Origin of the sequence: Ktedonobacter sp. SOSP1-85 (genome assembly GCF_016587415.1) — a bacterium.
Classification (GTDB): domain Bacteria; phylum Chloroflexota; class Ktedonobacteria; order Ktedonobacterales; family Ktedonobacteraceae; genus Ktedonobacter.
The window spans coordinates 6,634,597-6,661,412 of record NZ_BNJI01000001.1; the positions used below are offsets into that span (position 1 = coordinate 6,634,597).

Consider the following 26,816-nt stretch of genomic DNA (forward strand, 5'->3'; position numbering starts at 1 on the left):
AAGCGCTAGTCACGTGAGTGACGTTGGGTTTCGGAATAAGATCTTAGCAAAGATCGCGCGCAATTTCTACACAGCGTTTGATTGCCCATTGAGCGATGTTCCATTCCTGCTGGAGAGCTGTTTCATAGACTTCGGTCAGGCCAATGCGTAATTGATAACAATGAATCCGATCCTGATAAGTAGGGAGGCTTGGGAGGTGATCCCCAAAGTAGGTGGCCTGTTCCCTCATACACTCTAGCCAGGGGCTCCAGAAATAGGCGGTCGCGACATCAAACAGGGGATCGCCATACTTAGCATTCTCCCAATCGAGTACGGCGGTGATGCGCTCTCCATCAGTGAGTACATTATTCGATCCGAAATCACCGTGAACCAGGGCGCGCTCCTCCGGACACAGCTTTACGAGAGCGAGAAACGTCTTGAGCACTTCCTGGCATACAGCAAGTTCTTTCGTGGGTAGTGCGCGTTCCCAAGCATAGGTCTGTGGCTCCAGAAGAAACTCCCGCCATGTCACATAGACTGCCTTTCTAAATCTACTCAAAAGTGCTTACGCACTCTCAAACAAATTCAATTGCTGCACTTGCCCCTCACAGGATGCCATCGTGACATCTACGCCGCTTTGGGGCGTATGCAGCACACCGCACCTTTCGGTGTGTGGCGCTCGCCGCGCAAAGAACCTCGTCAGGATATTGTGTGCACTGTTCTCATCTCGATCCATGACGAGTCCACATTCGACGCAACAATACGTTCTCTTCCACAATGGCATGGCTTGTAGATTGCCACAGCCACTACACTGCTTGGACGTGTTGCGCTCATCTAAGAAATGCAACTCTTTCCCATAGAGGACACATTTGTACTTCAGCATTTCGAGAAAGGCGTACAAGCCCCACTCGTTATAGACCGCTCGATTCAGATGTTTATTGCGCTCTACATGCTGTTTCGTAACCATTTGCCTCTGTGAAAGGTCACCAACCACAATAGTTCTTTCAACCAAGTTGTGGCTGATAAGATGGGATGCTTTATGCAAGCTATCCTGTTGTTTGTTGCGTTTCTTCTGGGAAACGCGCTTGTAAACCTTACTGAGATGGATATACCGACGTGATTTTTTCTTACACTTATCACGCTTGGATCGAATCTTGTCGAGTTGTTTGTTGTACCAGCGTGATCCTTTAAAGCCGCCAACCGTGTAGATTCTGCCTTGCTCATTTACGCCAGTTGCCAGTGTTTTGATGCCAAGATCAAAGGCAACGATTCCATCTATCTCATGCTGTTTCTCTTGGCACTCTCTCACAAATGACGCGAAGTAGTTTCCCTTACCATCTCGACTGATCGCCACTTCTTTAAACTGTTCAGGCGGTATCTCAGTCAAGCGTGCAACGATGTTGGAGTATTGCTTGTTTTTGCCCTTGCCTCCGGTGGGCAAAATGAGCTTGTCGCCTTCAATTTTGAGGTACATAGCGGGATAGCAAAGCGTAAAAAAGGAATGCCGTGGGCGTACCCGTGGGAATCCCGGTGCTTCTCCGGCTTTGACTCTGCGAAAGAAAGCTTTCATGGCTCCATCGAGGCGATAGTAGACCTCTTGTAAAAGCTTTCCATACACCTGAACAAGCTCGGGATCATGTTGTTTGCTCTCTTGTAGGTTTTTCTTAGCATCGTAGAGATCCCATTTCTCACCATTCCTGAGCTTGAGCACCCACCAGTTGTAGAGTCCCCTGCACTTGCCTTGCATAAATTCAAGGGTTGCCGCGTCTTGCTCAGAAACGTTCATTCTGATCTTTTTGCAAAGCAGCATCCTTAATCGCTTTCTTGTAGGAACGCAGTCCATGTAATCTGGCAGAGAAGACTGTCACGATAGCAATGAGGTCACGTACCAATTCTTGTTCAGGAGAATGATTTTCGCCATTGATGACGATAAGTTGGGTATGATGTCGCTCACAAAAGGCTTCAAAGTATTCATATCCAAAACGAACCAACCGATCTCGATGAGCAAGAATGACACGCCGTACCTGACCAAGTTCAACCATCTCCATAAGCCGATTGAATTGTTTGCGTTTGTAGTTTAGCCCACTGCCAATATCCGACATCCATTCATCGACCTTGAGCGAATGCTGATGACAATAGGCTTCTAACGCTTTTGTTTGGTTGACTAAATCAGGCTTTTGAGTAATTCCAGAGACGCGTGAGTAGGCAATGGTAAGTCCCTGCTCCGGTGCTTTTAGCCCACGATACTCAAGATACTGGTCGTGAGTATAATAGCGCCTATTTGATTGTGGAGAACGATGGGCGACGAGCTTGCCTTCACGATCCCATTTTTGCAGCGTTTTGGTAGACTTCCCAATACGTTTTCCAAACGCTTGAATATCATATGTGTTCTGCATAAACACATTTTAACACAATTGAGCGCTTATGTCAAAACTGTTTCAGTATCTCCCTGTCCAGATGCGTCAAAATCGCCAAAGCCCGTTGTCTCATCCGGATCAAATTTGCTCAATGCCAGCCAGACATCAGCAGTTGGCTTCAGGAGTCGTTGAAGCGTAGCACTATCGACATCCTGAAGTGTGATGCCTGGCATTTTTTCGCTTATACAGAAGGCATGTTGCGCATCAATATATCCTGTCTGGATGACATATGGAATAGGGACTTGCTCGGAATGGAAATGGTGATAAGCGTAGGCATCTTTTTGAAAGCTCGAGATAGAGGAGTTGATGCGAATGACGTACTCGGCGTTACCCCACTTGAAGGAAAAGGCTTGCGACTCTTCGCCTTCAATCATCTGCTGGAGAGTGTCTACTTCACTTCTATAGTAATCACGAAGAAAGGTTTTTATCGCTTCCAGATCTAGTGTCGTCTTCTGTTTACTCATACGCAGAAGTATACACTATGCGTGAGGGGGACGACGCTGCTGAAGCATGCGTTGTCCCCATTCTCAATCCTACCGCGCTAAGCCTTGACCGCGATCTCGGCCAGGGCTTTGTGGAAGACGCGGCCCAGGCGAGCGATGCCCTCGCGGATCTGCTCAGGGTTGGCGTTGGAGAAGCTCAGGCGCAAGGTGTTGTCGCCACCACCTTGTGCGTGGAAGGACGTTCCAGGCACAAAGGCCACGTTCTCTTTGACCGCCTCGCGTAGCAGTTCGGTCGAGTTCAGGCCTTCTGGGAGGACTACCCAGAGGAACATGCCGCCCTGGGGGCGTGTCCAGCGAATGCCTGCCGGGAAGTGCTCCTCCATGGCCTGCAACATGATGTTGCGCCGCTCGCCATAGGTGCGGCGGATGAGTGGGATATGCTGCTCAATGAAGCCCTCGTGCAGCAATTCATGGACGATAAGTTGGTTGAGCGAGGCTGTATGGAGGTCTGCGCCCTGCTTAGTCTGGACAAGCTTGCGTATTAGTTCTGGGGAGGCGACGACCCAGGCCACGCGCAGGCCGGGTGTCAGCACCTTGGAGAAGGTATTGAGCTGGATGATGTTGCCCCGGTATGGCTCGCCCTCGCTCTTGCGCTGTTGGCTATCCAGCGTGAGCAGGGAGGGGAGAGGCTCACCCTCGAAGCGCAGTTGTGAGTAGGGATCATCCTCAACGACCGGGACGCCATAGCGGTTGGCCAGCTCGACCAGTTGCTTGCGGCGCTCCAGGGAGAGCGTCACGCCCGAGGGGTTCTGGAAATTGGGCAGGACATACATCAGCTTGGGCTTGAGGGCCAGCATCTCCTCCAGGACATCGGTGCACAGACCATTTTCGTCGGAAGGGACGGTGATATAGTCAGCGCCATAGGGGGCCATAGCCTGTAAGGCACCCATATAGGTTGGCGACTCCACCAGGACGCGATCACCGGGATTGATTAGCAGGCGCCCGACGAAGTCCAGACCCTGCTGCGAGCCTGAGACGATAAAGATATTCTCAGGTGTGACCGTTAGCCCATCGCGGGAGGAGGTCTGCGCGATCAGCTCAAGCAGGGGGCGGTAGCCTTCCGAGGGGCCATACTGGAGGGCTTGCACACCACGCTCCTGAAGTACCTTCTGTGTGGCGGATGCTACCTTCTCTACCGGAAAGATCTCAGCGGCAGGCAGACCGCCCGCGAAGGAGATCACCTCAGGTTGCTCGGTAAGCTTGAGGAGGTCGCGAATGGCGGAACTCTTCATCAGTTGGACACGTTGCGCGTAGTGCTGGTCCCAAAAGTCTGGCATGGATAGGCTCCTTTTGTATTTGCTTTTGCTGTATTTTTTACTGGAGATAAAGATTAGTGTAGAGCGTGATGGATAGCATGTCTACAGCCAATGGCAGTCAATGTTGGGTTAAAGTATAGCAATTGGCTCCCTTCGATGCACAAGATATCACCTTTTTGGGCGCTCCTGCCTGGTTGTGGTTGCGTAGGAATGTGTGAGCCCGACGCTACTAAAGTACGCGTCTACATATGCTCGTTATATATAGATGCGTACTTTAGTAGCGTCGGGCCAAATATCCTCACATTGGCTTCCACACCTGAACTGTGTTATCGGCGCCCCCTGAAGCAATGTACCTGCCATCGGGCGACCATGCAACGGCCATTATCCATTTCATATCCCAAAACCGTGTATGTCCAGAATAGGTAAAGATAACCAGGCGCCACCTGCGCCAGTTAGCCCAACGAGGCCCAGTCCTGTTGCCCCCAGTATCTTCCGGCGTGTGAAGCTGTGTTTCTTCCCTGTTGTAGAACTTTGCATGATGGATGCCCTCCTTGAGCAAGGCGCTATGTTTCCCCTTATTCTCAGCAGTATATGATAGCAAGCAGTCGCTGTCTAGAGATGTTGCAGGGAACTTTTGCCACAGTTATTGGGTATCTACACAAAAATGGTATTCAGCGTAAGAGCAGACAAGTAGTTTTTAAAATTTGTGATGAAGTATAGGATCAATTTTGTCCGTTATTCAGGGTATACTGCTCGTGAGGTGAGGATGAACGGGCCTGTGGTGAGTATGAGTGACGAACTTGTATGTGCAAGGAAGAGAGTTTCTAGCAAGAAAAGAAAGAGCTAAAGATGAAATTGACCTATATTCCCCTGATCGTTGCCGACTTTCCAGTGGCACTTCGCTTCTGGCGCGACGTGGCAAAGTTGCCCCTGACATATAGTGATGAGGCAACCAGCTTTGCCTCGTTTGATACGGGCAGCACCACCTTGCTCCTTGTAAGCCGAAAGGCATTTGCCAGCGCAAATGAGGTGGTGACGCCAGCCCAGGAACAGAACCATTCCATGTATCTCTCTTTCCAAGTGGATAACATTGATGCCACCTATGCTGATCTGATCGCGGGCGGAGCCACATCAGTCTATGAGCCGCGAGATTTTCCACATATGCAGGCACGCCAGGCTCACGTCACTGATCCTGATGGCCACCTGGTCGAGCTCTATACCCCATTTCCCAAAGCCTGAGAAAGATGTAAGCGTATGACAAACATTTATCTGGAAGTAGGCGAGAAAAAAGTTGCAGCCTGTGCCCTGGAGTGGCCTGGCTGGTGCCGTTTCGCGAAGACCGAGGCCGAGGCGATACAGGCGCTTACTGAATATGGCCCGCGTTATCAGGTGATCGCGCTCAGGGCCGGGCTGGAGTTCAATCCCGGCGAACTGGTGGTTGTCGAGCGCGTGCCTGGCGATATGACCACCAGCTTTGGCGCCCCATCTATCATCGTTGCCAGCGACACCGCTCCACCTGATGCCGCGACGGCCGAGCGGGGCGTCGCGTTGCTGCGGGCTGCGTGGGCGATTTTAGATGAGGTGGTTGCCGCCTCGCCCAATACGCTACGCAAAGGGCCACGTGGTGGTGGACGCGAGCGCGACGAAGTTTATCGCCACGTTGTCGAGGCCGAGCGCACCTACGCACGCAAGATCAGCGTACGCCACAAGCCCTTCCCGCCTGGTGACCGCAACGCCCTGACTGCCATGCGCGAGGATATCGCCTCAGCCCTGAGCCAGCTCTCCGATGGTTCGCCTCTGGCACCTGGCGGCTGGCCCTCGGTCTACGCCCTACGCCGCATCGCCTGGCACGTTATCGATCACATCTGGGAGATTGAAGACCGCCGCGAATAAAGTGCATTATCTAAATCTAATTCCTCCCCACCTGCATAGGTGGGGAGGGGAAAGTCGCGCTTCTGAAGAGCGTTTGAGTATTGGACACGATGAAGACCTCATGATGTTATACCTCTGCTAAGGGCCTCAGATAAATAAATATAGAGCTGACTGAGGAAGTATAGGGCAATGATGACGAGCATTGCGACATGGAGTGTAACGCGTATACGAGGTGTGAAGATCTGGCCTCGCTTCTCACTCCATTCTGTAAGCAGGTAGGGGAGGATGAAGAGCGCGGCAAGAAGGAAGGACAGCGCGAGCATGGCCAGGGCAAGTGCGCCGTGAGTGAACATGGTGGCAGCATGTAATCTATACAGGGTGAGCGCCAGCAGGAACATGGCCCCGCCCAAGGCCAGGGGAAGCGCGGTCAGCCTGCGCAGGCAGGTAAGGATAGGATGTTTAGGATCGATGAGGCTTATCAGCCAGCTTCTGATGATGAATGCCAGTGCGAGAAGAGGAACAAGCAGAACGCAGAGATGCGCAAAGTTAAGGAGCCAGGGCGTAGATAAGTCTGGCAGGAGAAGTGTGATCCATGAGAAATTTATGTCCCATCCTGAGCTCTCCAGGAGGGCCAGGGGGAGGGGAGCCGCCAGCATACCCAGAGCGCTCATGACCAGGAAACGCTCGCGGGGACGCTCGGAGAGCGCCGCTTGCCTGGCAAGGAGGGCCGCGCTACACCAGCCCAGCGCCGCGAGGAGTAGTATGAGCAGAAGTGTGATCGTTAGCGATACTGGCGAGCCGAAGACGTTGAGTCGATAGAGCAGCCAGGCGCGGCCAAGCAGTGGCGGGAGAAAAAGCAACCAGACCGGGTCGCGCAGTGGTGGAAGCGTCGAGCGCAGATAATGCATAGCGTGATTCCTGGTAGGCGCTTGTTTGCTCGCAAACAAGCGCCTTTTTTATTGAGATGCTAGAAACTTTAATGTCGATGTTCGCTGAAGCGTACGCGGAAGGCGGAGCCAAAGGTAGGCGTAGGATCATTCTTCACACGCAGCTTGCTCTGAGGAGAAACCTGTTCCAGGCGTGCCAGGTGCAGAAGAGTGGCGATTACCAGCACGATCTGGGCCTCGGCGGCACCAGCTCCCAGGCAGAGATGCGTGCCAATGCCGAAGGGGTTATAGGCCCCTCGCTGCTTGTGTTCCTTGCGCTCTTCACTGTAGCGTCCAATATCGAACTTATAAGGATCAGGATAGAATTTGGGCAGGAAATGGCTGACGGTGTTGGCAATCATGACATTTTGTCCCTCTTTGACCGAATGGCCAGCAAAGGCAAAATCTTTAGCCGCTGTTCGCGTGACAACCGGGGCAATTGAGTGTAGCCGGAGCGTCTCCATCATCGCGTCGTGTAACACATCACGTGTGCGAATCTGCTCCTGAGTTGGCAGTCCTTCGGAGAAGAGCTGATCTGCCACCTCTATACATTGCGCAAGGATCTCGGGATGATTGAGTAGCTCATACAGCATAAATGTACATTCGTTGGCGACAGTGTCAAGCCCGGCGACGAAAGGACCCAGCGAGGCAAAGATAATTTGCTCCTCACTGCCTAATATGTCATGATATTCAGGTTTCTGGCTCGCCTCCAGGATATTGTCTACCAGGTCCTTTCTGTCGCGCTCAGTCGCCCGATGCTCCTCCACAATCTCCTTTCCCATTGCGAGATAGTGCTGTTTGGCGCGCTTGTAGGATGGCAGCTTCAGCATAAAAGTGGGCATTTGCTTTGTCATATGCACGTTGAGCCCAACCCTGATCGTGGTAATGATGTTCTGGAGATTGGTGCCAGGTGCATGGTTGGCCAGGGCTCGACCCAGCTGTTCAGTGACAATTAAGCGGAAGAGCGTGAGCGCCTCAACTTCTTCGCCAACCTGAAAACGCTTGACGACTGTCTGAGCGATATCAACCAACAAAGGAATATCCGCCAGCAAATTGCCAACTGAATAAGCAGGTTTTAGGAGCTTACGCATCTGCAAGTGAGGTGGCCCATCGATGGCCAACATGCTGTTTTTTGCGCCAAACTCGCAACCAAAGCTGTCCCAGACTTCATGCGAGCGAAATTTATCGGCCCCCTGCTGTGTAACAAAGATGTTGGCCTCTGGCCCCGCCAGGATGACAAATTCCTGGTTGAGAGCACGTATGCGGAAAATAGGTCCCAATTGCTGATACTGTTTAACGAGAAAGGCCACGAGATCCTGCTGCATAGCCAATGCGTTCCCCACCACCGGCCATCCTGGTGCCAGTGGTGGGGGAGAGAGTTGCTCGATTTCTGTTACTGTGCTCACTTATCCTCCCTGAAGCGCTTCCTAATAAAGACATCAATATGCGATTATATCATATTATTTACTCCCTTCCTGCTCATAGCGTGCGACAACCTCGTCGATGTTGCCTGCCATGTAGAAGAGGCTCTCAGGGATGGCGTCGTGCTTGCCCTCAAGAATCTCGCGCACGCTGCGAACTGTTTCGCGCAGGGACACATAGCGCCCCTCACGCCCCGTGAAGACTTCCGCGACCGCGAATGGCTGCGAAAGGAATTGCTTGAGCTTGCGCGCTCGTGAGATAGTGAGCTTATCCTCCTCGCTCAGGTCATCGATGCCCAGGATGGTGATGATGTCCTCGAGTTCGTTATAGCGCTGGAGGGTACGCCGTACGCCACGGGCCGTGTTATAGTGCTCCTCCCCCACGATCTGAGGGTCCAGGATGCGACTGGCCGAGGCCAGCGGGTCCACCGCGGGAAAGAGAGCCTGCTCGGCGATGGCCCGATCGAGTACCACGGTCGAATCCAGGTGGGCGAAGGTCGTCACAGGCGCGGGATCGGTATAGTCGTCCGCTGGAACGAAGACGGCCTGAAGCGATGTGATCGACCCCTTTTTCGTGGAGGTAATGCGCTCCTGCAACTCGCCCATCTCCTCCGCCAGGTTGGGCTGGTAGCCAACGGCTGAGGGCATGCGTCCCAGCAGGGCGGAGACCTCCGCGCCCGCCTGGGTAAAGCGGAAGATATTATCGATGAAGAGCAGCACGTCTTTCCCTTCCTGGTCGCGGAAGTACTCGGCCATGGTCAGCCCAGTCAGGGCCACGCGCAGGCGTGCACCAGGAGGCTCGTTCATCTGGCCGAAGATCATAGCGACGCGATCAATCACCCCGCGCTCAATCATCTCGTGATAGAGGTCATTGCCCTCACGTGTGCGCTCGCCCACGCCCGCGAAGACGCTATAGCCACCGTGATTGATGGCGATATTGTTGATCAGTTCCTGGATGATTAGCGTCTTGCCTGTGCCTGCGCCGCCGAAGGCCCCAACCTTGCCACCCTTCATAAAGGGGCAGATCAGGTCGATGACCTTGATGCCGGTTTCGAGGATCTCGCTATCCTTCACCTGGTCCTCCAGCGAGGGAGCGGGCCGGTGAATGGGCAGCGTAGGCGAGTCCACCACGGCCTCTTTATTATCGATAGGCTCTCCCAGTACGTTGAAGATGCGTCCCAGGGTCTTCTCTCCTACGGGAACCGTGATAGGCCGCCCCATATCGCGCACCTTTATGCCACGCATCAGGCCCTCCGTTGGACCCATTGCCACACAGCGCACCCAGTTATTGCCAATATGTTGCTCTACCTCGCATGAAAGCTCCTTGCCATTGCTGGGATTGGTCAGTCTTAGCTCGTTATAGATCTGCGGCAGGTGCTCGGCGGCAAATTCGATATCGATCACAGGTCCCAGGACCTGCACAACCTTGCCTGTGCCTGCTGCCTGGATGTTCTCTGTCTGTGCCTGGGTATTGTTCGTCGTCTGTGCCATATTCTGGCCTCCTTCTGGCTCTCTTATCGTGTTTTTCTGTACACCACTACTTTAGGCCAGAAAGCGCCCACGCACCTGACACAAATAACGTATCTTTAGCACAGTTTTGTAAGGAGCTAAATTATATGAAGGTAGGCAATATAACGTAGGAGATGGAGCCATGTGAGGACCGATACTGCAAAAGCACGCATCTACATATAATGGTTCTATATGTAGACGCGTGCTTTTGCAGCGTCGGTCGTACATAGCGGAAATGATTTATTTCGTCCGCTGATATTCCTCGACATAGACTTCAGTGTAGCGCTCAAATGTAGCAGGTCGGGGAAGGCCTGAGCGAGCTTGCGCTTGTTGTACTTCTGCTCGCTGCGTGAAGGCTTGTGCGCCTTCAGCCGATTTCCAGAGATTGACGGTAATCAGCCCCTCTGGCCCCTTTGCCGTGATGCTCATAATTGCGCCATACTCAGGAGCGATCTGGCTGACGACCGGGTCCATATGCTCCTGCTTCTTTTGCAGTAAATCATCTGGATTACCAGGAAGAGTATGAATAGAAAGAAATGGCATAACTCTTTCCTCCGCCTTCAATGTGTGTAAATAACCATAAATGTCTCTTCTGTCAGTCTATCATGGATCATATGTTCGACACAAGGTGTTGTAATGGGTGCGACGCCAGTAGCGTCGAGCCATACAGAGCGTTTTAGTGCGTGGAGCCAACTGGATACACCTTGGCTTGATGAGCAAAGAAACACGCTCATTATTGAGCGCAAAGGTCTAGAGGCGCTCTGGGCCGTGGTTTCTCTCCGTCATATAGCCAATGTCAAATTGTGCCTGAAACTAATCGAATATGTACTGGAGGAGGAAACTGGGAAATATGTTTGAGCCTCTTTGGGAAGGTGCAGGAGCACCTCCCTGATCCTTTCGAAGAGTGCGCTTTTATTGGGGAGTTTGCTCGCGCCATTCCTGTGCTAGCAAGGAATAGGTCGCGATGTCGATAAGTTGGCCCTTATACTCCAAACTTTGGCGACGGATGCCTTCAAAGGTAAAGCCCAGCCGCTCCGCGACGGCACGCGAGCGGCTGTTGCGCACATCAGCTTGAAGACCTACACGGTTGACGTGGAGGAGATCAAAGGCATAATGTAGCATTGCCTTAAGCGCCCGTGTCATCAAACCACGCCCTGTGGCACTTTGACCAAGCCAGTAACCGACCTCAGTTGAGTGGACGCGGGGATCGATGGGAGAAAAGTGAATACCACCAACCATACGCCCGTTGAGCCAGATCCCCACCCAGGGAATGCCGTCATCGCTGAAGCGCGAGAGGCCTCGTTTAATGAAATTTTGTGCATCCTCTAGTGTCTGCATAGTTGTGTCCCAGCTCATCCATTCACCAAGGTAGGCACGATTCTCATCCACAAATTCAAGGAACTCAGGAGCGTGACGCATCTCAAGAATCTGCAAGGAAGCTCCGTCACCTAAATCATATGTAAACATAAGGCTTCCCTCCTTAAAATAAATATCTGTTTTTACTGCTTGCTTAGTATCGCACATTTTTGATGTGTGAGCGCTATGTCAGTTGTTGCTCGAAGGCCACGCGGGCGGCGGCAGTACGTGTGGTGACGCCGAGTTTGGCGTAGATGGAGCGCAGGTGCGTGTTGACGGTGCGACGGCTGAGCACCAGTTCATGGGCGATGCGTGCGTCGGGATGCCCTTGGGCCAGTAGATGCAGGACCTCACACTCGCGGGCCGTGAGATGGAAGGCATTGGTGGCAGGAGGTGTGAGGGATGGCGTTTTCGTGGTGTCTTGCGCGGAAATGGTAATGTGCGAGACGAGGTTAACGACCTGGGCCAGCAGGAGGGCGCAGCCGACATTCCAGGACTCGCTCCATGTCTCCGGGCTGATCTCTTTTTCCAGGTGGGTATAGAGCTGCTGGTGCATTGCCTGGTGAATGGGTGGGAGTGGGGTCTGGAGCTTCTCGCGCAGGCTATGAGCGCTGGCGAGAAGCTGGACTCCCAACTCGGGCTGGCGCGTGTCGAGGCAGAGCTGGGCCACGCTCTCTAGCTCGCCCGCGAGGGCGACATGGTTGCCAGTCTGCCACGCGAGCTGAATACTCTCCTGAAGCAGTGTGCAGGCGAGCTGATATTCCTGTTGTTCAAGAGCCAGCCTCCCTTGCGCGCAAAGGATACGTGTACGCGTGAGCTTATCGTTCATACGTTGGGCCAACTCCAGGCATTGGCTGTAATATGTCTGAGCGCCTTGGCGGTTGCCGTGCAGGCGTTCAACCTCGCCCAGGGCCAGGAGCAAGTAGGCTTTGCCGGGCAAATTCTTGAGCTGGTTGGCGAGGTGCAGGCTCTCTTTCAAGGTGGCTGCGATCTCACTCAGTTGCTCCGCCCCTTCCTGCCACTGGTTAAGCCGGGTCATAGCCAGGTAGCTCAGGGCGCTGGCCTGCCCTTCGCGGTCGCCTAATTGCTGGGCAAGCGTGAGTGCCTGCCCCAGGTATTGCTCGGCTTCGGTGTAGGCCCCTTGTGCGCTGTAGGCGGCTCCCATTCCATTGAGACAGCGTACTTGTCCCCAGCGATCCTCCAGGGCTTCAAAGTAGGCCAATCCACGTTGATAGAGGTAATGTGCGCTGCGTAGCTTGCCACGCAGGTGCATGATCGTAGCCAGGCTGATGTAGATCTCGGCTAGCCCGCGTTTTTCTCCTACCTCGCGCAGTAGCATCAGGCTCAGCAGGTAGTGCGTCTGGGCTGCGTCGACATCGCCCTGTTTACTAGCGATATTGCCGTAGATACGGTGCAGGGCGGATTTACCCCATTTGTCGCTAGTCGTGCTGAGTGCCTGTATGCCCTTCATGGCCAGTTCACGTGCCTGGACGTAATCTCCCCGCTGCATGGCGAGCATGCCCATCTCGCCCAGAGCCAGTGCCTGTATACGCAGATCGCTAATCTGTTTGGCAAGCTTAAGGCAATCTTCCAGGAGCTGATTGGCGCGAGCGGTGTCTCCTTGTAAGCGCGCTTGGCAGCCCGCGCTATAAAGGATGCGCACCCGGTAGGGGAGTAGCTCCGCGCTCACGTCGAGGACCAGGATCTCTTCCAGCCAGTTATGCTGTGTATTCTGTGTATGGCGCAAGAGGAGGTAGTCACTCAGGGCGCTCCCAAGGCGCAGAGCTAACTGCGCATCCTGCCAGGTAAGGACGCGGCGCAGGGTCAGGAGCAAGTTGGGTGACTCCTGATCCAGTTTTGCCAGCCAGCGTTGTTGCTCTGGACCGCGCAGGTTGGAGTCGGCCTCCTCCGCCATCCGCAGATAATAGTTGGCGTGCCTGCGTTCGCTCTCTTCCTGTTCTCCACTCCGCTGGAGAGAAGCAAAGGCGTATTCGTGGAGGGTTTCTAGCAGCATAAAGCGCGGCTCGTCCTCTTCTGACGTCAGGGGGCGTACGAGGCTCTTATCCACCAGGGAGGAGAGCATATCCAGGGCCACACTCTCTTTGCCTATAGTCATGCATGCCGTCGCTGCCCCCAGATCCCAGGTGCCGACCAGGCTGCCCAGGCGGCGAAAAGCGCGCTGTTCATCCTCTGTGAGCAGGTCATAGCTCCAGTCAAGGGCATTGCGCAGGGTTTGCTGGCGCTGTGGCAGGTTGCGTGGTCCCCCGATCAGTAGTGTAAGGCGACTGCTCAGGCGGGTGAGGAGGGCCTGGGGACTCAGAATCTTGATGCGGGCCGCTGCCAGCTCAAGCGCCAAAGGCAGGCCATCGAGGCGCTGGCAAATCTTGGCCACGACAGCATAGTTCTCCTCAGTTAGTGTGAAGGAGGGCTTAACGGCCCTCGCCCGCTCAACGAAGAGGTGCAGGGCAGCGCTTTCTTCTCCCGGTACAGATACACTCTCCGACTGGCGTGGTAGTGGCAGTGGAAGTACCTCTATCTCTTGTTCACCATATAGATGGAGCGATTCGCGGCTGGTCACCAGGATTTTAAGCTGAGGAGCCGCAGTCAATAGCTCGGCAACGAGGTCAGCGGCCTCAAGGAGGTGCTCAAAGTTATCGAGGATCAGGAGACAGCGGCGTTCGTGCAGGTAGGACTCCATGCGTTCCGTTAGCGCCTCCTTGCCCCCCTCATGGACGCCAATAGCGCTGGCAATTGCTAGTAGAATCTGTGTGCGCTCGCGGAGAGGGGCGAGCGAGACGAAGAAGATCGCGTCAGGGAAGGCGTCGTGCAGGGTGCGCGCAACCTCCAGGCTCAGGCGCGTCTTCCCCACGCCCCCAGGGCCAGTCAGCGTCACCAGGCGTGTGTTCTCCATGCACATCTGGCGGCTGACGGCACAAATTTCTTGCTCCCTGCCAATGGTAACCGTCATTTGCAAAGGCAAGCGTGGAGACGCTATCAATTTGAGGTTGGCGTGGCCATTTCTATCCATATGCGCATATCCCGCATCGTTTTTCGCTTATTGTTCTATACAAATTATAGCTGAGAGAGGTGGGGCATATGCAAGAGGTAGAGGTATGACAAAAATCAATGTAGTTGTATTGTTCACGAAGAGAAGCATATAATTGTGGTAATAGCAGCAGAGAGCAATGTTTGTTGTCGTGTGACCTGTGCGCTAATGCAGGTACAAGTGAGATGCTGGGTGGAGGATGTATGGCTATCATTCGTGATACAGTGCAATGTAATGGGCAGGAGATTGAGGTCTTTATCGAGGTGGGGGACCCGGTGGATACACAGACCCTTCTGTCGAGGCATGATGCGGCATTCCCTCCTGATCCATTGGGCGCGGTGCAAGGGGGTGTCCACCAGGTGAAGAATGCCTTTGCCAGCGCCCGGGATTTGATTGGAGCCTGTGCCTCGAATGTAAGCGAGGCCGTATTGAAGATGACGGAGAAAACACGCCCGAGCGAGTGGGAGGTCCAGATTGGTATCAAATTTAACTCGGAGCTCAACGCCATTCTGGCGAAGTCGCAGGGCGAGGCGCAACTCGAGGTCACCCTCAGGTGGCAGCCAGGAATGATGCATGGTGGCGCCTTTTGTAGCGCCATGATGAACTCAATAGTGAACCCGGTGACGGACCCGAAGGAATAGAGCCTGCCCATTGGGACAGGAGGCTACGTAAGCGCTTTCTGTCCCAATGGACGGAGAGGAGGTAGTGGTCTAAGTGAGAAGGATATAGTAGACTATGATGGCCAATGACAAAGAATATGAATGAGGAGTATTTCATGGTGACGATCACCCTTCACTGTCCCCATTGTGGAAGCGAGGCGCTGGTGCGTGATGGGCATGCCCCCAACGGAAAACAGAAGTTTCGCTGTCATGCCTGTGGGCGTCGAAGCCGTGAGAACCCGACCCCCAATGTCTATCCAGAAGTTCGCCGCGAAGAGATTTTGCACGCCTACCAAGAACGCAGCAGTTTGCGTGGCCTCAGCCGTACCTTCGGGGTCTCTCGCGCAACCGTGTCCAGTTGGATCAAAAAAAAGTAGCTCAGCTTCCTCCTTTACGTACCACCTTGGTCACCCCAGACTTGAAAGATCCCACTTCCACGATACTGGAATTGGACGAACTCTGGTCGTTTGTGCTGAAAAAAGCAAACGACTCTTGGATTTGGATCGCTTTCTGCCGCCAGACGCGTCAAGTGGTTGCCTATGCGTTGGGTGATCGGAGCAAAAAGACGTGTCAACGGTTGTGGGAAGCCATTCCACCAGCCTACCGCCAGGGACATTGTTTTACAGACTTTTGGGCAACATACAGGGCAGTGATCCCTGAGGAGCAGCACACAGCAGTGGGCAAAGAGACCGGAGAAACTGCTCACATCGAACGTTGGAATAACACCCTGCGGCAGCGGTTGGCCCGTTTTGTCCGCATGACGTTGTCGTTTTCCAAGTCCGAGGTCATGCACGAGGCTTGCCTGCTCCTCTTTCTTCATCGCTATAATTTAGACAACACTATCCTTCTCAAGTGAGCCACTACCTCCGTGCGGGGATTGCCAACAAGCAATTCGGACTTACCATCCCATTTCCCTTTATTCCAGGCAATGACCTTTCAGGAGAGATTGCAGCGGTTGGGCCTGATGTCACGGCATTTCAGGTGGGCGATTTGGTCTATGGGCTCACGATGAACGGCGCGACCTATGCAGAATATACCGTGGCCGATGCTTCACAATTGGCTCAAAAACCCTCCTTTATGGATCATATCCAGGCGGCAGGCATGCCACTCGCGGCCCTTACTGCCTGGCAGGCCCTTTTTGATCACGGGCATTTGGAAGCGGGCCAGGTGGTCTTGATTAATGGCGCCTCTGGAGGAGTAGGACACTTCGCGGTGCAGTTTGCGAAGATGAGAGGAGCAAGAGTCATTGGCGTGGCATCGGGGCGTAACGCGGCATTTTTGCGTGAGCTGGGCGTTGATCAGTTTATCGATTATACGACAACTCAGGTAGCGCACACTGCTCAGAATGTTGATCTGGTCTTTGACGCCGTAGGCGGCAAACATGGTAACCACCTGCTCCAGGTACTCAAGCCTGGGGGCTCATTAGTCCCCATTTTCTGGGGGAATACTCTGTTGAACAGGCGGCTGCGGCTTCTGTGACTATTCAGGATATCGCGTGGGTGCAGCCAAATGCGGCACAACTGGACGAGATTGGCAGGCTCATTGGTATGGGGCATGTCCGCATTCATATCGAGGCAGTTCTTCCGCTTGCAGAGGCACGCAAAGCACACGAACTGATCGAAAGTGGCCAGATACGCGGGAAAGTTGTCCTGCGCATCGCAGAGTAACATCTTGCCTCTCGCCTGTATGCAGAGGAATAGTGAAGGAGCGGAGATGCAACATTCTCCGCTCCTTTCGTGCATAAACTCCTGTGTAGAGATTGATGTTTATTGATTTCGTGGCTGACAACTAAACCTCAGCAAGAGCATGGGAGAAACAATGCTGCAGGATGGTCTGCCGATGGCGCAGGCGCTCTTTGGCGTGGACCAGTTCCTGGCGCAGGTGAGTAAGGTCCCGGCAATACAGGTTTTTGAGTTCAAGACGTTTGAGCAAGTTCCATACCCCTTCTTGTGGTAATCTGTACCAGAAAAAATCGTTTCTATAACGTAAACAACGTTGAAGAACGTTTAAGCGTTATATCAATTGGCTTCCTGCCTACGTTTACGCTTACGCGCTACAGATATCTGGGGATTGAGTTCCGGCGCATAGCCGGGTAAGCGTTCCAAATGCACTCGTCTCTCCATCGGACTGGCCAGAAATTGCTTGATCACATCCGCACGGTGAATCGGCGATCCATCCCAAACGACGAGCAAGCGACCAGGAATCTTGCGCAAGAGCATTTGCAAAAACCGGACCACATCCACCGCTTTGTACTCTCGCTCTTGCGTTTGCATGAAGATCTGCCCGTTGGGAGTGAAAGCTGATCAGGCGGCGCTTGGTGCTGGCGGAGCAAACATACCTGGAGGGACTCATTCTTGTCGAGCAGCAGGGGAGAGCGATTTCCCTCGTGGGTTATTTGCATCAGGTGTTCGCTGGGATCTATTATCAGCAGAACCGGTTGGAAGAAGCGATCAACGCCCTGGAGCGAGCACAGCACTTCATGCAGGACTGGGAGCAGGTTGATCTGCGCATCAACGGATGGATCTTCGTTGCTCTGCTCCAGTTGAAGAGCAATGATCTGGAGACCGCCCATCGAATCTTGCAAGAGACGGAGCACATGGTTTTACACCAAGGCAACAAGGAATGGGAGAGCACGATGACAGTGCAGCGTGTGTGGTATTGGCTGGCGGCGGGCGAGTTGCAAGCGGCAAGCACCTGGGCCAAGCACGTGGATTTCTCGGCGGCTTGGCATCCCGCTCGCAAAGATGAAGTGCTGATGTGGGTGCGCGTCCATCTTGCTCAGCAGCAATACCAGGACGCAGTCAAGATCCTGGAACGTTTCAATGGGGCACTGGATCAGCCAGGAGATATCGCTGGGATGCTTCGATTTCTGGCGCTTCTTGCGGTTGCGTTGGAGCAGGCAGATGAGCGAAGAAGAGCGCAGGAGACGGTTGTGCGCCTCCTCTCCATGTCTGAGCATGAAGGGTATGTCCGGCTCTTTCTGGATGAGGGTGAGCCAATGCGACGACTGCTTCAGCGCTTCCTCGACGCATTCGCGGCAGATGAACAGGTCCATCGGGGGTGTCGCGTTCATTTCTCTCGAGGCTCCTGGCAGCGTTCGAGCAGGAGAAGCAGAGGCGTGGTGTGAGAGCAGAAGCCACTCCAGCCACTCCTCAAAGGACGTTGCTACTGCCAGGAGCCTCTTCGCTGGTTGAACCCCTGAGTCGCCAGGAGTTGCGGGTCTTGTATCTGCTCGTTGCAGGGCGCTCGAACCCGGAGATTGCCAGTGAGCTGGTGGTCCCGGTCAACACGGTCAAGACCCAGATTCAAAGCATCTATCGCAAGCTCGGTGTGAAGAATCGCATGGCTGCCAGTGCCGCCGCGCGCGAGTTGCGCCTGCTCTGATCTTCCTCCACGTTGCAATCACCCTCCAGAATCATCCTGTTTAGTGATGCCCAATCACCCAGCGGCCCTCTATACTCCTTCTTGAGGCTCAACAAACGGAACAGGGAGGCTGCAAGAGGTGTACTGCCGAATCTATCTGAAAGGGCATCTGGACCCATCCTGGCAAGAATGGCTTGCGGGATTGACCGTTCTCCACCAGGACGCAGGCACCACGCTGCTCACGGGCACACTGCCCGATCAGGCAGCGCTGCACGGGGTCCTGGTCACACTCCGCCGTTTGAATCTCAGCCTTCTTTCCCTGGAAACGCATGACGTCTCCCATGGGGATGAAAGACCAAAAGTATGAGGAGGTCCTATGGACAACACGATTGAAAACGCGATCGAGCCATGAGCCGGCCCTGTTGTTGGATGGCACGGCTCACCCCCGATTCATGTCGTACACAGAGTGGAGGATACACGACGTATGTCAAATCTTCAGAAAAAAGCCATTCTTATTGGTTGTGGCCTCACTGGCCCTGCACTCGCGCTTTTCCTCAAACGAGCGCATTTTGACGTTGAAATCTACGAAGCACGCACACAGCCAGAAGGGTATGGCCTGTCGCTCGCCAGCAACGGATTGAAGGTCCTAGAAGAACTTGGTCTGGCAGAAGCTTGAACCGCATCTGCCTCCTGTTTCTTTCAAACAAGCGAGAAGAGAGCTGTTATTATTCTGATTCATTCATTATCTCTTTAGAAGAGAGAAATAATGCAATGTTCTTGATACAGGAAGAAAAGATGCAGTTGGAAGAAGCAGGCGCTGTCCGCCTTGTGCAGGGAGGCTTTGGACTGCAGAGGAAGCGACTGAGGACACGCGCTTTGTGCGCTCTTGCAAGGAACGCAAGCGGTGCAGCGCCCGTGCTTGCTGAACCATGTACTCCACAAAGCGGGCAAAGGAGCATGAGCCTCCAGAGAAGCCGCGTAACGGCACCGTTTTGAGCAATGACCCTTCGTGCCAGATGAGCAAGGAACGGCTTGCCACCTCAATTTGCAGTGTCACGCGTTGGCCTGCTCGATGCACGTCCACGTAGTACCCCCGCAGGTCCAGATGCACTTGCCCGTGAGTATCGACTTTGCGCTCCACATGAAACCCCTCAAATTGCTTCAACCAGCCATCGACCTCCACCTGCTTGGGAGGCCGAGGCAAGGGCACGAGGTCCGGAAAGGCCACCAGTGGAGGACGGTTCTCACAGGAACGTGCTTGGTTGGGACGCTCGGCATTGTAATGGTCCCTGAAGGCTTGCGTGGCAGTCCGGGCCTGCTCCAGGGTCGAAGGCCGTTCCACGCTCACACATTCCTGCTGATACGTTCGATGATACCGCTCGACAAACCCATTGTCTTGGGGGTGACGAGGAGGGCACACATGCATCTCAATGCCCAGGCACGCTCCAAAGCGCAAGAGGGCCGAAGGGAAATCACTGCCTTGCGGAGCACCAACCGAGCGTGGATCGCGATCCAGCATGATGCGGCGGGGCACCCCGTAGCGTTCGATCGCTTGTGCGAGGGATGCGAGCAAGGTCTCTGCCGTGAAATCAGTGCGCGGCTCGACGCTGCAAGAGGTCACGACGGAGCGAAAGCAGAAGCTCGTGGGCTGTTCCCGAATGAAATGCCGATCATTCACCAGATGATCAACGCCACTCAGGAGATGTTCCCCGATTTCCCGACCTATATCATCAAGCAGAAGCCGCGCTGGCATACGAGCAAAGTCTCTCTGATTGGAGATGCCGCCCATGCCGTCTCGTCAAGTTCTGGTCAGGGGCCTCAATGGCGATGGAGGATGCGCTGATCATGGCGAAATGTCTGCGCGATATCCCGCAGACAGAGGAAGCATTCTCCACCTTTGAGCGGCTGCGAGCGAAGCGTGTGGAGAAAATCCTGGATCTGGGCCTCAAGGGCGATTCAGGGAAATTCTCGAAAGGCGACTTCCAGGTCTGGATGCGTGATGCGATGACGAGTTTCTTCCTGACCTTTTTCGCCAACGAGAAAGGGATGCGCTGGGTCTACGATTATCCGCTGGAATGGGGGACCCCCATAGAAACGGCGAAATAATCCACCTTCTCGCCCTCAATGTGTCACGCGCCATGAACGCCAGCAAGGATATCGCATTCGTATTGAACGCGAGTCCTGGCTCAGCCGATCCCCTCCGGTGGGAGAGAAGAGAGGTGTTGTACCACCTCTCTTCTCTCCCACCGGAGGGGTCTCTTCCATTTCATCGACTCCACCCCGCTGCAGGTGTGCTATCCCAAACGGATCAGCCAGCATTGAGTGTTTGCTGGAGAGGCGGTGCGTGGCAAAAGCTCGATGGGTTGGATCTTTGGGGGATTGATCGCCTTCAACTTGCTGGTGGTCGCATCGGCTCTCGACCGTCGGGCCGGTTCATCCTGCTGCCCTGGTCTCGATCGCCGCTTTCGCCTGCGCGTTGCCGCTCGACGTGGTCGGACTCTTCTTGCTGAAGCTGATCCAAGAAAATGAAGGACGCTGGCATTGATGAGCATCTGCTGCACGCCTTCCAGAAGGCAGCCAGATAAAAACTGACCTGTACTCCTGCTGCCACCAGAGATGAAGAAGGATACGTGCATTTCGTCTGATGCAGCCCGAAGTTACTCAATACCTAATGCGAGCGACGGTGGAACTGGCCGAACTGCTTGGGATTGCCGTGCAAACAGCTCCGCCGGATCTGGGTTGATGGTGGCTATCGCGGCCAGTTGCTTGAATGGGTGATCCTGCATTTTCACTTTGTTCTCCAACCCGTGCTACGTAGCGATGATCAGAAAGGCTTTGTTGTCCTGCCCAGACGCTGGGTCGTCGAACGAACCTTTGCCTGGATTACCCAATGTCGTCGCTTGGGAAAGGATTACGAGACGTTGACAGAAAGCAGCGAAGCTATGATCTACCTTGCTATGACTCGCTTGATGATCCGACGTTTGGCGAGAAAATGACCTTTTCAAACAAGCTCTTAGATCTCGCAGAAATCCGGGTCTTTTTCGAGGATCGTTTTGTGTGTCGGGCGATTTGCCCAGAATTGTCTGGGCAGACGGTGAGCTTGAAGGCGCATTGTAGCGGCGCGTCAGGCCCAGAGAAGGCAACTGCGAGGGGAAATTGTGGAGAGAGAGGCGCTGGTCAAACGCTACGTGAAGGAGAGCATGAGGGTAGACCGAACCGTGAGGCCGGAAGCAGAGATGGGGAAGGAGACGCAGCGATCGGAAGCTGCAGATCCGCCATTGGTGACCTCGCTTGAGCAAGAGGCGGAGGTGGCTCCCAAACGGCTGCGGAGGTATCGTGATGAGTAAAATGGCGCAGACGAGGGAGGTGATGGGGCTGGCAGAAGCAGCGGTGGCGCAGTTCCGCAGCGGGAGGGAAGAGTCAGACCTCCTGGTCGGGGAGCGTCGGCCAGGAATGACGTTTGTGGAGACGAAGGAGTATCGACGCTTTGTGGAGATGTGCGAGGAATGTCGCCGTTCCCAGCTCATCGGACTGTGTTATGGAGCGGCAGGGGTGGGCAAGACGGAAGCAGGTCGAGCGTATGCGCGGCTTCGATGAGGTTGAGCCGCTCTTGTCCTGGCATGGGGTGGTGCAACCACGTTTGTCAAAAGACGAATCCGCGCCCGTCAGCGGCCTTCTCTCCCCCGACGGCGACGGTGACGGCCCGGCAGATCGAGCGTGACCTGGCGCTGTTGCGCTGGAGTTTGCGGGTGATTGGAGAGGCCGCGCGCTCGGTGCCGAGAGGCCGGTGGAGACGGTGGAGGGCCTGGTGCGTCCGGGGCAGGTGGAACTGCTGATCGTGGATGAGGCAGATCGGCTGAAACCGCAGGCATGAGAGGTGGTGCGCGACGTGTACGACCGGAGCCCGATGGGGGTGATTCTGGTGGGGATGCCAGGGCTAGAGAAACGGCTGGCGCGGTATCCCCAATTGTATTCCCGCGTGGGGTTTGTGCATCAGTATCGGACGCTGGACCGAGCCGAACAGCAAGAGATCATTGCCCAGCAGATGCAGCAGTTTCCCAGCCCAAGCGGTGCCGAGCGTACGATCGAGAAGGAAGCGCTGGCCCAGATCCTGCGGATGACTGGGGGAAACGGATCGCGCAGATGGAGCGGTTGCTGACGCAAATGAAGCGGATTCTTGTGCTGAACCCGGAGGTCGAATTGGTGAGTAAGGAGGTCGTGGAAGTCGCGCGCGAACACCTGGTCTTTGGAAAGGGAATCTGACTTCAGCCATAAAATCCCAAAAATCAGGTCCTGGACAGGGGTCAGATCCTTCAAAAGATTCCTCAAAGGTGGCCTGCGCGTCCAGCAACCTCGTCTTTGGGCGGCCTTTTTCCCAGAAACCCTGCCTTTATCTTTTTTGACGCGAAGAGAACTTGCCCAAAGATGGGTTCCCTCAATTTGCTCATAGTGTCATTGCCTCTTGCCTGCGTCATCAGGGACTCACGCCAGTTTTGTATGAGTTTATCCGGCATGGCTTGCGCGCATCTTCGCGGCAGTGTGGCGGAATTGGTCACGGTGTGCTTACGGGAGGGGGGAGCGTGTGCGCGGAGGTGATGACCTTGGAATCGGGTGTACCGGCTGTTGCTGGTACTGCTGCCAACGGTTCACGCGAGGAGGGCGAAAAGCCGTGCGTCGCGCAAAAAGAGCATGGGAGGGGGTGTTCTTGCGCAAGGAGAGGGAAAAGAGGGAAAAAAAGAGAGAGCCCAACTGGTCTCTCAAAAAAGCTGACCTAGTAAGTGTACCTGAAGAGCGGAGAAGAGTCAAGTGCTTCATATAGTCACAGATTCTGGCGCAGCATGGAGGGACGGGGGCACAACCATTTCTGTGTGCTCTGGTGCTTTTGGGGGGCAAGGCGCGGATCCGGGGAAAGAGCAAAAGGGATGCTCGACATGATCAGTGTTGGCATGATCAGCCGTGTCTGGTCCGCAACTGACGAGAGAAATCATCTGCTTCTCTCGTCAGTTGCGTGTCTGTTTGCGGGGCTCTCTCTCTGTCCCCTTGGAAAATGGCGCCTGCTTGCTTTGACGCCTGGGGCAGGCATTCACACCATGGACGAATGCCTCTTTTCATCTTTACTGTAGCATGAAATGCCGCGATGTGCAATCCCGAGAGAAAAGCGCGGAAATGTGTGGAAGAGCTGTTTCTGTATGGGGTTGGGAGTGAGACAGGATGAGTCGATATCCATCCTTTCCTGGTTGATGTCCTGACTGCTGTTGTCTCCAACGTTGGCGAAGCTCTGCACAATTGGTGCACCCCCCCCTGGAAAACTTCGTGGAAAAAGGGGTTGTGCGTTTGCCTCTGGCTCAGGTATGCTTTGTGTGAACGAATGCTGTTCCCCCCTCTTCGCGATGGCTCAGGCCTCTCTATTTCTTCTGTGTCCTTGTTGTGTTTTGCTTGTCAAAGGAGGGAACCATCATGCCTACAACCATCGGGGGAGAGGAGCCTCGTCTGGCTCCACGCAGTCTTGTTGTCCGTCGGCGTCCGAGGCCCTCGCCGGCCAAAGCGCCAGCGGTTCAGACGGCGCGCGCCTCTCAGTTGGCCAAAGCGCGAGCGCGGCGTCCCACGACCCCCGAAGAGGTGCCAGAGTTCGTGCGGGAGGCGGCGGCAGAGCCGAAAACGTGGCGAGGAGGGAGCTGGCTCCTGCCCCTTGGGCTAGGCATGTTGTGTGCGTTGCTTCTGGCGCTTGTCGATCTGTGGCGATGAATTGGAGTGGCACGCTCATTGACACCGTTCGCTATGGCTATCCGCGAACGACGCAGGTAGATCACCTCGTGGGCCATGAGTTGGATCCCCATGTGCCAACCCATTTTACCGCTCTCAATCTCAAGGGGCAGGTGTTGATCTTTGAGGTGCCCGGCGGCGATGGCGCACAGGCTCGTCTTCTGCAAGGGCCTCATCTTGTTGGGACTGGCGCGGATCTGGCCCCGGTTCTGCTGACCTTCTCAGGCGATGCAACGCATCCTGATCTGGTGGTGACGGTCAATGGGTTGCAGGTGCTGTTTCACAACACAGGAACGAGCTATGCGCCAATGCGGTAGAGAAAGGAGGACAATCGGCACCACACCAGCAGGGTCTTGCCCCTCACGGTCATCGTGGAGTGTGGTGCCTTCGAAACGCACGTTTCCAGTTTCCTCTGTCTCCCCATGCCTCAAGGCTGGCACGTATACACAAATATGTGATCTTGAGAAAGAACACGGAAGCGATGCGCTGCAGGTGCCTCGTTTTCCCCCATACGAGAGGTGACACACTTTTGGTGAAAAAGTCGCTTGTCTCGTCAAGCTGAAAGCACATCATTGTGCATCAAGGGGCGTTTTTTTTCAACACCTTTCCCTCGCACCATGCTGAGGATCTTCTGCAAACGTTCATATTTGTGTATACGTGTCATGCCTCAAGGCAGGGGTCTTCCGCTCAGTCTCCTACGTCTTCTCGCCGTAGCATCTCCATGCCTCTTTTTCTGCGTTCCGCTCTTGCGGAGGGAGCGTATGTTCCTTCGTTCCTCCTTGACAGTAACGGAGGAACATTTTATACTAAGGAGAGAAGAAGATGATGCCGTGATGGCGAAGAAGGAGGTCGGCAGATGGCGGCGATCTTAGGCTGGGTGCAGCGGCGCTGGAACGAGGTCTTGGAACCAGTGGTGAGCCGTGCAACGGTGGACCAGGAGGCACAGTTGCGCGAGGTGTGGGAACGTGAACTGGACTGGTGGAAGCACGAGCGGGGGCTGGCGGGCGATTCGTTGCGCAAACCGATCACGCAGGTGCGGCACTTGATCAAAGGGCTGCCTGTCACGGAGGAGAATAGCTGGGAGAATCCGCGGACGGGGGAGCCAGAGCATATCGGGCTGCGGGTGTTCAACCTCTCGGAGGGGGAGTGGGTGCAGATGAATGCGCGTACGCAGGGCGTGACGCAGGATCGACTCACGCAGCAGGTGTTACTGAAGACCCAGATGCGTTGGTCGAGCGGGCCTTGTCGTTATTATTTTCGCCGGAGTGGTCCGACCTGGTCGTGGGCATCGCGGTGTGTACGGGTCGTCGGCTGGCCGAGATCATGAAGACGGGACGCTTCACGGTGAAGGAGGCGTCGACGGTGTGGTTTGAGGGGCAGGTGAAGGGAAGAGGGCGCGAGCCAGAGCGCTATGAGATCCCGACGCTGGTGCGGGCGTTCCTGGTGGTGGAGGCGGCGCAGCGTTTGCGTGGCTGGTAGACACCATGGGCCTGGAGATCGAGCAGGTGAGCCAGAAGTATGGCAAGGCGGTGAACGAGGCAGTTGAGCGCCGCTATGGCGATCTGGAGGAGCTGGTGCGTGCCACGCGCGAGAAAGTGAGCGTGCATAACTTCCGTGGGATGTATGCTCGCATTGCCTGTTTCTGGTATGCGCCGCCGACGGTGGCCGACATCTCCTACATGGCGCAGATTCAAGGGCATCGGTTTGTGCTGGAGCCGCGCGTGGAAGCTGGGATGGCAGAGGAAGAGGTGGAGAAGATCCGCCTCAACTATGCCAGTCATGCCAATTACTGCGGATTATAAGATTGCTGATAAGACGGTAACATTGACGGCGCCAGGGCGCGCGCCTGGGGCAGCCTGGCGTGACGGTCCTCGATGTCTTTCGCAAGGAGTATGAGCAGTGGGTGGAGAAGGCGCATCCAGACCAGATTCAGCCCACGTCTGTGCTGAAGAAGGGCGAAAGAAAGCGGCCAAAGAGAACAAAACGGGTATTCGACTTCAAGCCGACCATCCAGACGCGAGCCTGGGGAGATGATCTGCGGGAAGAGATCGCGCGTCATGTCAAGCGCGAAGTCAAGGACGATGAACTTTTGCGCGGCCTTTGCGGCGTATGAGAAGCAGGAACACCTGGGTGACCAGGTACAGGGAGTGTGGTGCGACAGGATGGGAAGGTCTCGCTCTCCTTGGAGCAGCTCAACCTCCCGCAGAGACGACGGCCTTGTTACGGGAAGGGATGGCTCAGACGGGTGCCTCCGATGTGTTGACCTATCTCCTGGCAGCAGGCGAGCGGGAGGCGCGCCAATTGCGCAGTCAGGCGAGACGACATGACAGTGAACGCTATGCTGCTCTGCCCACCTCCAAACTCGCAGGGATGAAGGCACCTGAAGCGGGCAATGAGCGCTAATCGTCGTGCGGTGTATACCTTAACGCAATGGAACGAGGCACACCGTCCGTTAGAGCGCTGGTATATTACGACTCTGGCGATCCAGAAACTGGTCGGTGGTCGCAAGGAAGCCATTAACGCTATCTCGAGACGCATGAGGATGAGATCAAGGCCCATCATGAGCGTCTGGAGATCAAGCCTTCCTTCAACCGAAAGCCTGAACCCATCACGGAGATGATTCATATTGCTGAGGAGCCGGAAGCTTTCCCCTGGGGGCAAGCTCAACCCGTTGGGGAGTCGTGACCTGGTTGGCAAAGAGCGAGAGAAGGAGCAAGCCAGAGGAAATCTGCTCTCTGGCTTGTAA

At 54.9% G+C, this 26,816-nt stretch carries 40 protein-coding genes and 1 pseudogene; 24 read left to right on the top strand and 17 right to left on the bottom strand.

The features are described from left to right. Nucleotides 1–43: 43 nt before the first annotated feature. From KTE_RS28060 to KTE_RS28090, 7 genes are all read right to left on the bottom strand, one after another. The gene (locus tag KTE_RS28060) at nucleotides 44–511 is read right to left on the bottom strand and encodes a phosphotransferase family protein (protein WP_201386859.1); all 468 of its coding nucleotides are present in this window, start codon (nucleotides 509–511) and stop codon (nucleotides 44–46) included. A gap of 33 nt (nucleotides 512–544) precedes the next feature. After that, nucleotides 545–1,789, bottom strand: coding sequence for an RNA-guided endonuclease TnpB family protein (locus KTE_RS28065; RefSeq protein WP_201386860.1), 1,245 nt, complete (start codon nucleotides 1,787–1,789; stop codon nucleotides 545–547). After that, nucleotides 1,752–2,375 (bottom strand): IS607 family transposase, encoded by a 624-nt coding sequence (locus KTE_RS28070; RefSeq protein WP_201386861.1) that lies wholly within the window; start codon nucleotides 2,373–2,375, stop codon nucleotides 1,752–1,754. The genes KTE_RS28065 and KTE_RS28070 overlap by 38 nt, the downstream gene beginning before the upstream one ends. A 26-nt stretch (nucleotides 2,376–2,401) precedes the next feature. After that, nucleotides 2,402–2,860 (bottom strand): hypothetical protein, encoded by a 459-nt coding sequence (locus KTE_RS28075; RefSeq protein ID WP_201386862.1) that lies wholly within the window; start codon nucleotides 2,858–2,860, stop codon nucleotides 2,402–2,404. A 77-nt stretch (nucleotides 2,861–2,937) separates the two neighbouring features. Then, complete coding sequence (locus KTE_RS28080; RefSeq protein WP_201386864.1) at nucleotides 2,938–4,176, bottom strand: PLP-dependent aminotransferase family protein; 1,239 nt, start codon at nucleotides 4,174–4,176, stop codon at nucleotides 2,938–2,940. Between the two features lie 277 nt (nucleotides 4,177–4,453). After that, nucleotides 4,454–4,549 (bottom strand): WD40 repeat domain-containing protein, encoded by a 96-nt coding sequence (locus KTE_RS49835; RefSeq protein ID WP_201386865.1) that lies wholly within the window; start codon nucleotides 4,547–4,549, stop codon nucleotides 4,454–4,456. Further along, nucleotides 4,546–4,692 carry a hypothetical protein gene (locus KTE_RS28090; RefSeq protein ID WP_201386866.1) on the bottom strand — a complete coding sequence of 49 codons (147 nt, stop codon included), beginning with the start codon at nucleotides 4,690–4,692 and terminating at the stop codon, nucleotides 4,546–4,548. The genes KTE_RS49835 and KTE_RS28090 overlap by 4 nt, the downstream gene beginning before the upstream one ends. 312 nt (nucleotides 4,693–5,004) lie before the next feature. On the opposite strand from KTE_RS28090, the gene KTE_RS28095 reads away from it, so the two are divergent. Together KTE_RS28095 and KTE_RS28100 are read left to right on the top strand one after the other, a co-directional pair. Further along, nucleotides 5,005–5,394, top strand: coding sequence for a VOC family protein (locus KTE_RS28095; RefSeq protein ID WP_201386867.1), 390 nt, complete (start codon nucleotides 5,005–5,007; stop codon nucleotides 5,392–5,394). A 15-nt stretch (nucleotides 5,395–5,409) separates the two neighbouring features. Then, nucleotides 5,410–6,048: a DinB family protein gene (locus KTE_RS28100; RefSeq protein ID WP_201386868.1), complete on the top strand. Its 639-nt coding sequence runs from the start codon at nucleotides 5,410–5,412 to the stop codon at nucleotides 6,046–6,048. 98 nt (nucleotides 6,049–6,146) lie between these two features. Here KTE_RS28100 and KTE_RS28105 read toward each other — a convergent pair whose 3' ends face one another. The 4 genes from KTE_RS28105 to KTE_RS28120 all read right to left on the bottom strand — a co-directional run bounded on the left by KTE_RS28105 (nucleotide 6,147) and on the right by KTE_RS28120 (nucleotide 10,426). After that, nucleotides 6,147–6,935, bottom strand: coding sequence for a hypothetical protein (locus KTE_RS28105; protein ID WP_201386869.1), 789 nt, complete (start codon nucleotides 6,933–6,935; stop codon nucleotides 6,147–6,149). 68 nt (nucleotides 6,936–7,003) lie between these two features. Then, nucleotides 7,004–8,359, bottom strand: coding sequence for a cytochrome P450 (locus tag KTE_RS28110; RefSeq protein WP_201386877.1), 1,356 nt, complete (start codon nucleotides 8,357–8,359; stop codon nucleotides 7,004–7,006). A 54-nt stretch (nucleotides 8,360–8,413) separates the two neighbouring features. Continuing rightward, nucleotides 8,414–9,865 carry a F0F1 ATP synthase subunit beta gene (gene atpD, locus KTE_RS28115; protein ID WP_201386879.1) on the bottom strand — a complete coding sequence of 484 codons (1,452 nt, stop codon included), beginning with the start codon at nucleotides 9,863–9,865 and terminating at the stop codon, nucleotides 8,414–8,416. Between the two features lie 258 nt (nucleotides 9,866–10,123). Further along, a complete protein-coding gene (locus tag KTE_RS28120) occupies nucleotides 10,124–10,426 on the bottom strand; it encodes a hypothetical protein (protein WP_201386880.1) in 303 nt (100 codons plus the stop codon). Between the two features lie 93 nt (nucleotides 10,427–10,519). On the opposite strand from KTE_RS28120, the gene KTE_RS28125 reads away from it, so the two are divergent. Continuing rightward, the gene (locus tag KTE_RS28125; RefSeq protein WP_201386881.1) at nucleotides 10,520–10,741 is read left to right on the top strand and encodes a hypothetical protein; all 222 of its coding nucleotides are present in this window, start codon (nucleotides 10,520–10,522) and stop codon (nucleotides 10,739–10,741) included. Between the two features lie 54 nt (nucleotides 10,742–10,795). Here KTE_RS28125 and KTE_RS28130 read toward each other — a convergent pair whose 3' ends face one another. Both KTE_RS28130 and KTE_RS28135 read right to left on the bottom strand, forming a co-directional pair. Continuing rightward, complete coding sequence (locus tag KTE_RS28130) at nucleotides 10,796–11,350, bottom strand: GNAT family N-acetyltransferase (RefSeq protein ID WP_201386882.1); 555 nt, start codon at nucleotides 11,348–11,350, stop codon at nucleotides 10,796–10,798. A gap of 73 nt (nucleotides 11,351–11,423) precedes the next feature. Then, nucleotides 11,424–14,267 (bottom strand): tetratricopeptide repeat protein, encoded by a 2,844-nt coding sequence (locus KTE_RS28135; RefSeq protein WP_201386883.1) that lies wholly within the window; start codon nucleotides 14,265–14,267, stop codon nucleotides 11,424–11,426. 221 nt (nucleotides 14,268–14,488) lie between these two features. Between KTE_RS28135 and KTE_RS28140 the strand changes: the two genes are divergently transcribed. From KTE_RS28140 to KTE_RS48990, 4 genes are all read left to right on the top strand, one after another. Then, nucleotides 14,489–14,926 (top strand): CU044_2847 family protein, encoded by a 438-nt coding sequence (locus KTE_RS28140; protein WP_201386884.1) that lies wholly within the window; start codon nucleotides 14,489–14,491, stop codon nucleotides 14,924–14,926. A 134-nt stretch (nucleotides 14,927–15,060) separates the two neighbouring features. Then, nucleotides 15,061–15,800 (top strand): IS1 family transposase gene (locus KTE_RS28145; protein WP_201386885.1). Its coding sequence is split into 2 segments (ribosomal slippage): nucleotides 15,061–15,316 and nucleotides 15,316–15,800, totalling 741 coding nucleotides; the frame shifts between segments, so codons are not numbered across the junction. Further along, nucleotides 15,797–16,423: an NADP-dependent oxidoreductase gene (locus KTE_RS28150; RefSeq protein ID WP_201386887.1), complete on the top strand. Its 627-nt coding sequence runs from the start codon at nucleotides 15,797–15,799 to the stop codon at nucleotides 16,421–16,423. Before KTE_RS28145 ends, KTE_RS28150 begins: the two co-directional genes overlap by 4 nt. Continuing rightward, nucleotides 16,420–16,611: a zinc-binding dehydrogenase gene (locus tag KTE_RS48990; RefSeq protein WP_201386888.1), complete on the top strand. Its 192-nt coding sequence runs from the start codon at nucleotides 16,420–16,422 to the stop codon at nucleotides 16,609–16,611. Before KTE_RS28150 ends, KTE_RS48990 begins: the two co-directional genes overlap by 4 nt. Before the next feature lie 121 nt (nucleotides 16,612–16,732). Here the strand turns inward: KTE_RS48990 and KTE_RS28160 are convergent, their stop codons facing one another. Together KTE_RS28160 and KTE_RS28165 are read right to left on the bottom strand one after the other, a co-directional pair. Continuing rightward, nucleotides 16,733–16,876 carry a hypothetical protein gene (locus KTE_RS28160; protein WP_236600620.1) on the bottom strand — a complete coding sequence of 48 codons (144 nt, stop codon included), beginning with the start codon at nucleotides 16,874–16,876 and terminating at the stop codon, nucleotides 16,733–16,735. Nucleotides 16,877–16,962: 86 nt separating this feature from the next. Further along, a complete protein-coding gene (locus KTE_RS28165) occupies nucleotides 16,963–17,217 on the bottom strand; it encodes a transposase (RefSeq protein ID WP_236600621.1) in 255 nt (84 codons plus the stop codon). A gap of 44 nt (nucleotides 17,218–17,261) precedes the next feature. On the opposite strand from KTE_RS28165, the gene KTE_RS28170 reads away from it, so the two are divergent. The 4 genes from KTE_RS28170 to KTE_RS28185 all read left to right on the top strand — a co-directional run bounded on the left by KTE_RS28170 (nucleotide 17,262) and on the right by KTE_RS28185 (nucleotide 18,983). After that, nucleotides 17,262–18,071: a hypothetical protein gene (locus KTE_RS28170; protein ID WP_201386889.1), complete on the top strand. Its 810-nt coding sequence runs from the start codon at nucleotides 17,262–17,264 to the stop codon at nucleotides 18,069–18,071. Then, a complete protein-coding gene (locus tag KTE_RS28175) occupies nucleotides 18,068–18,328 on the top strand; it encodes a response regulator transcription factor (RefSeq protein ID WP_236600622.1) in 261 nt (86 codons plus the stop codon). The genes KTE_RS28170 and KTE_RS28175 overlap by 4 nt, the downstream gene beginning before the upstream one ends. Nucleotides 18,329–18,446: 118 nt before the next feature. Next, the gene (locus tag KTE_RS28180; RefSeq protein ID WP_201377122.1) at nucleotides 18,447–18,674 is read left to right on the top strand and encodes a hypothetical protein; all 228 of its coding nucleotides are present in this window, start codon (nucleotides 18,447–18,449) and stop codon (nucleotides 18,672–18,674) included. A gap of 117 nt (nucleotides 18,675–18,791) precedes the next feature. Then, nucleotides 18,792–18,983 (top strand): NAD(P)/FAD-dependent oxidoreductase, encoded by a 192-nt coding sequence (locus tag KTE_RS28185; RefSeq protein WP_201377121.1) that lies wholly within the window; start codon nucleotides 18,792–18,794, stop codon nucleotides 18,981–18,983. A gap of 66 nt (nucleotides 18,984–19,049) precedes the next feature. Here KTE_RS28185 and KTE_RS28190 read toward each other — a convergent pair whose 3' ends face one another. After that, entirely contained in the window at nucleotides 19,050–20,060 is a 1,011-nt protein-coding gene (locus KTE_RS28190) for an integrase core domain-containing protein (protein WP_201386890.1), read from the bottom strand. A 68-nt stretch (nucleotides 20,061–20,128) separates the two neighbouring features. On the opposite strand from KTE_RS28190, the gene KTE_RS28195 reads away from it, so the two are divergent. The 5 genes and pseudogenes from KTE_RS28195 (at nucleotide 20,129) to KTE_RS28215 (ending at nucleotide 21,904) form a co-directional block, all read left to right on the top strand. Then, the gene (locus KTE_RS28195; protein ID WP_201386891.1) at nucleotides 20,129–20,413 is read left to right on the top strand and encodes a hypothetical protein; all 285 of its coding nucleotides are present in this window, start codon (nucleotides 20,129–20,131) and stop codon (nucleotides 20,411–20,413) included. Between the two features lie 234 nt (nucleotides 20,414–20,647). After that, complete coding sequence (locus KTE_RS28200) at nucleotides 20,648–20,836, top strand: hypothetical protein (protein WP_201377118.1); 189 nt, start codon at nucleotides 20,648–20,650, stop codon at nucleotides 20,834–20,836. 185 nt (nucleotides 20,837–21,021) lie between these two features. Beyond that, nucleotides 21,022–21,303, top strand: a pseudogene (locus KTE_RS28205) (transposase); the annotation flags it as partial. 204 nt (nucleotides 21,304–21,507) lie between these two features. Beyond that, entirely contained in the window at nucleotides 21,508–21,654 is a 147-nt protein-coding gene (locus tag KTE_RS28210) for a hypothetical protein (RefSeq protein ID WP_201377117.1), read from the top strand. Next, a complete protein-coding gene (locus KTE_RS28215; RefSeq protein ID WP_201377116.1) occupies nucleotides 21,647–21,904 on the top strand; it encodes a hypothetical protein in 258 nt (85 codons plus the stop codon). Before KTE_RS28210 ends, KTE_RS28215 begins: the two co-directional genes overlap by 8 nt. Nucleotides 21,905–21,972: 68 nt before the next feature. Here KTE_RS28215 and KTE_RS28220 read toward each other — a convergent pair whose 3' ends face one another. Then, nucleotides 21,973–22,179: a hypothetical protein gene (locus KTE_RS28220; protein WP_201377115.1), complete on the bottom strand. Its 207-nt coding sequence runs from the start codon at nucleotides 22,177–22,179 to the stop codon at nucleotides 21,973–21,975. A gap of 17 nt (nucleotides 22,180–22,196) precedes the next feature. On the opposite strand from KTE_RS28220, the gene KTE_RS28225 reads away from it, so the two are divergent. The 8 genes from KTE_RS28225 to KTE_RS28255 all read left to right on the top strand — a co-directional run bounded on the left by KTE_RS28225 (nucleotide 22,197) and on the right by KTE_RS28255 (nucleotide 26,473). Beyond that, nucleotides 22,197–22,466: a hypothetical protein gene (locus KTE_RS28225; protein WP_201377114.1), complete on the top strand. Its 270-nt coding sequence runs from the start codon at nucleotides 22,197–22,199 to the stop codon at nucleotides 22,464–22,466. Between the two features lie 1,298 nt (nucleotides 22,467–23,764). Further along, nucleotides 23,765–24,052 carry a hypothetical protein gene (locus KTE_RS47930; protein ID WP_236600623.1) on the top strand — a complete coding sequence of 96 codons (288 nt, stop codon included), beginning with the start codon at nucleotides 23,765–23,767 and terminating at the stop codon, nucleotides 24,050–24,052. Beyond that, the gene (locus KTE_RS47935; RefSeq protein WP_236600624.1) at nucleotides 24,043–24,387 is read left to right on the top strand and encodes a hypothetical protein; all 345 of its coding nucleotides are present in this window, start codon (nucleotides 24,043–24,045) and stop codon (nucleotides 24,385–24,387) included. Before KTE_RS47930 ends, KTE_RS47935 begins: the two co-directional genes overlap by 10 nt. A gap of 539 nt (nucleotides 24,388–24,926) precedes the next feature. Further along, the gene (locus KTE_RS28235) at nucleotides 24,927–25,397 is read left to right on the top strand and encodes a hypothetical protein (protein ID WP_201386892.1); all 471 of its coding nucleotides are present in this window, start codon (nucleotides 24,927–24,929) and stop codon (nucleotides 25,395–25,397) included. After that, entirely contained in the window at nucleotides 25,313–25,549 is a 237-nt protein-coding gene (locus KTE_RS48995) for a protelomerase family protein (protein WP_201386893.1), read from the top strand. The genes KTE_RS28235 and KTE_RS48995 overlap by 85 nt, the downstream gene beginning before the upstream one ends. Before the next feature lie 5 nt (nucleotides 25,550–25,554). Continuing rightward, nucleotides 25,555–25,872 (top strand): protelomerase family protein, encoded by a 318-nt coding sequence (locus KTE_RS49000; RefSeq protein ID WP_201386894.1) that lies wholly within the window; start codon nucleotides 25,555–25,557, stop codon nucleotides 25,870–25,872. Nucleotides 25,873–25,931: 59 nt separating this feature from the next. Then, nucleotides 25,932–26,183, top strand: a complete 252-nt coding sequence (locus tag KTE_RS28250; protein ID WP_201386895.1) for a hypothetical protein — start codon at nucleotides 25,932–25,934, stop codon at nucleotides 26,181–26,183. 17 nt (nucleotides 26,184–26,200) lie between these two features. Then, a complete protein-coding gene (locus KTE_RS28255; RefSeq protein WP_201386896.1) occupies nucleotides 26,201–26,473 on the top strand; it encodes a hypothetical protein in 273 nt (90 codons plus the stop codon). Nucleotides 26,474–26,816 lie beyond the last annotated feature (343 nt).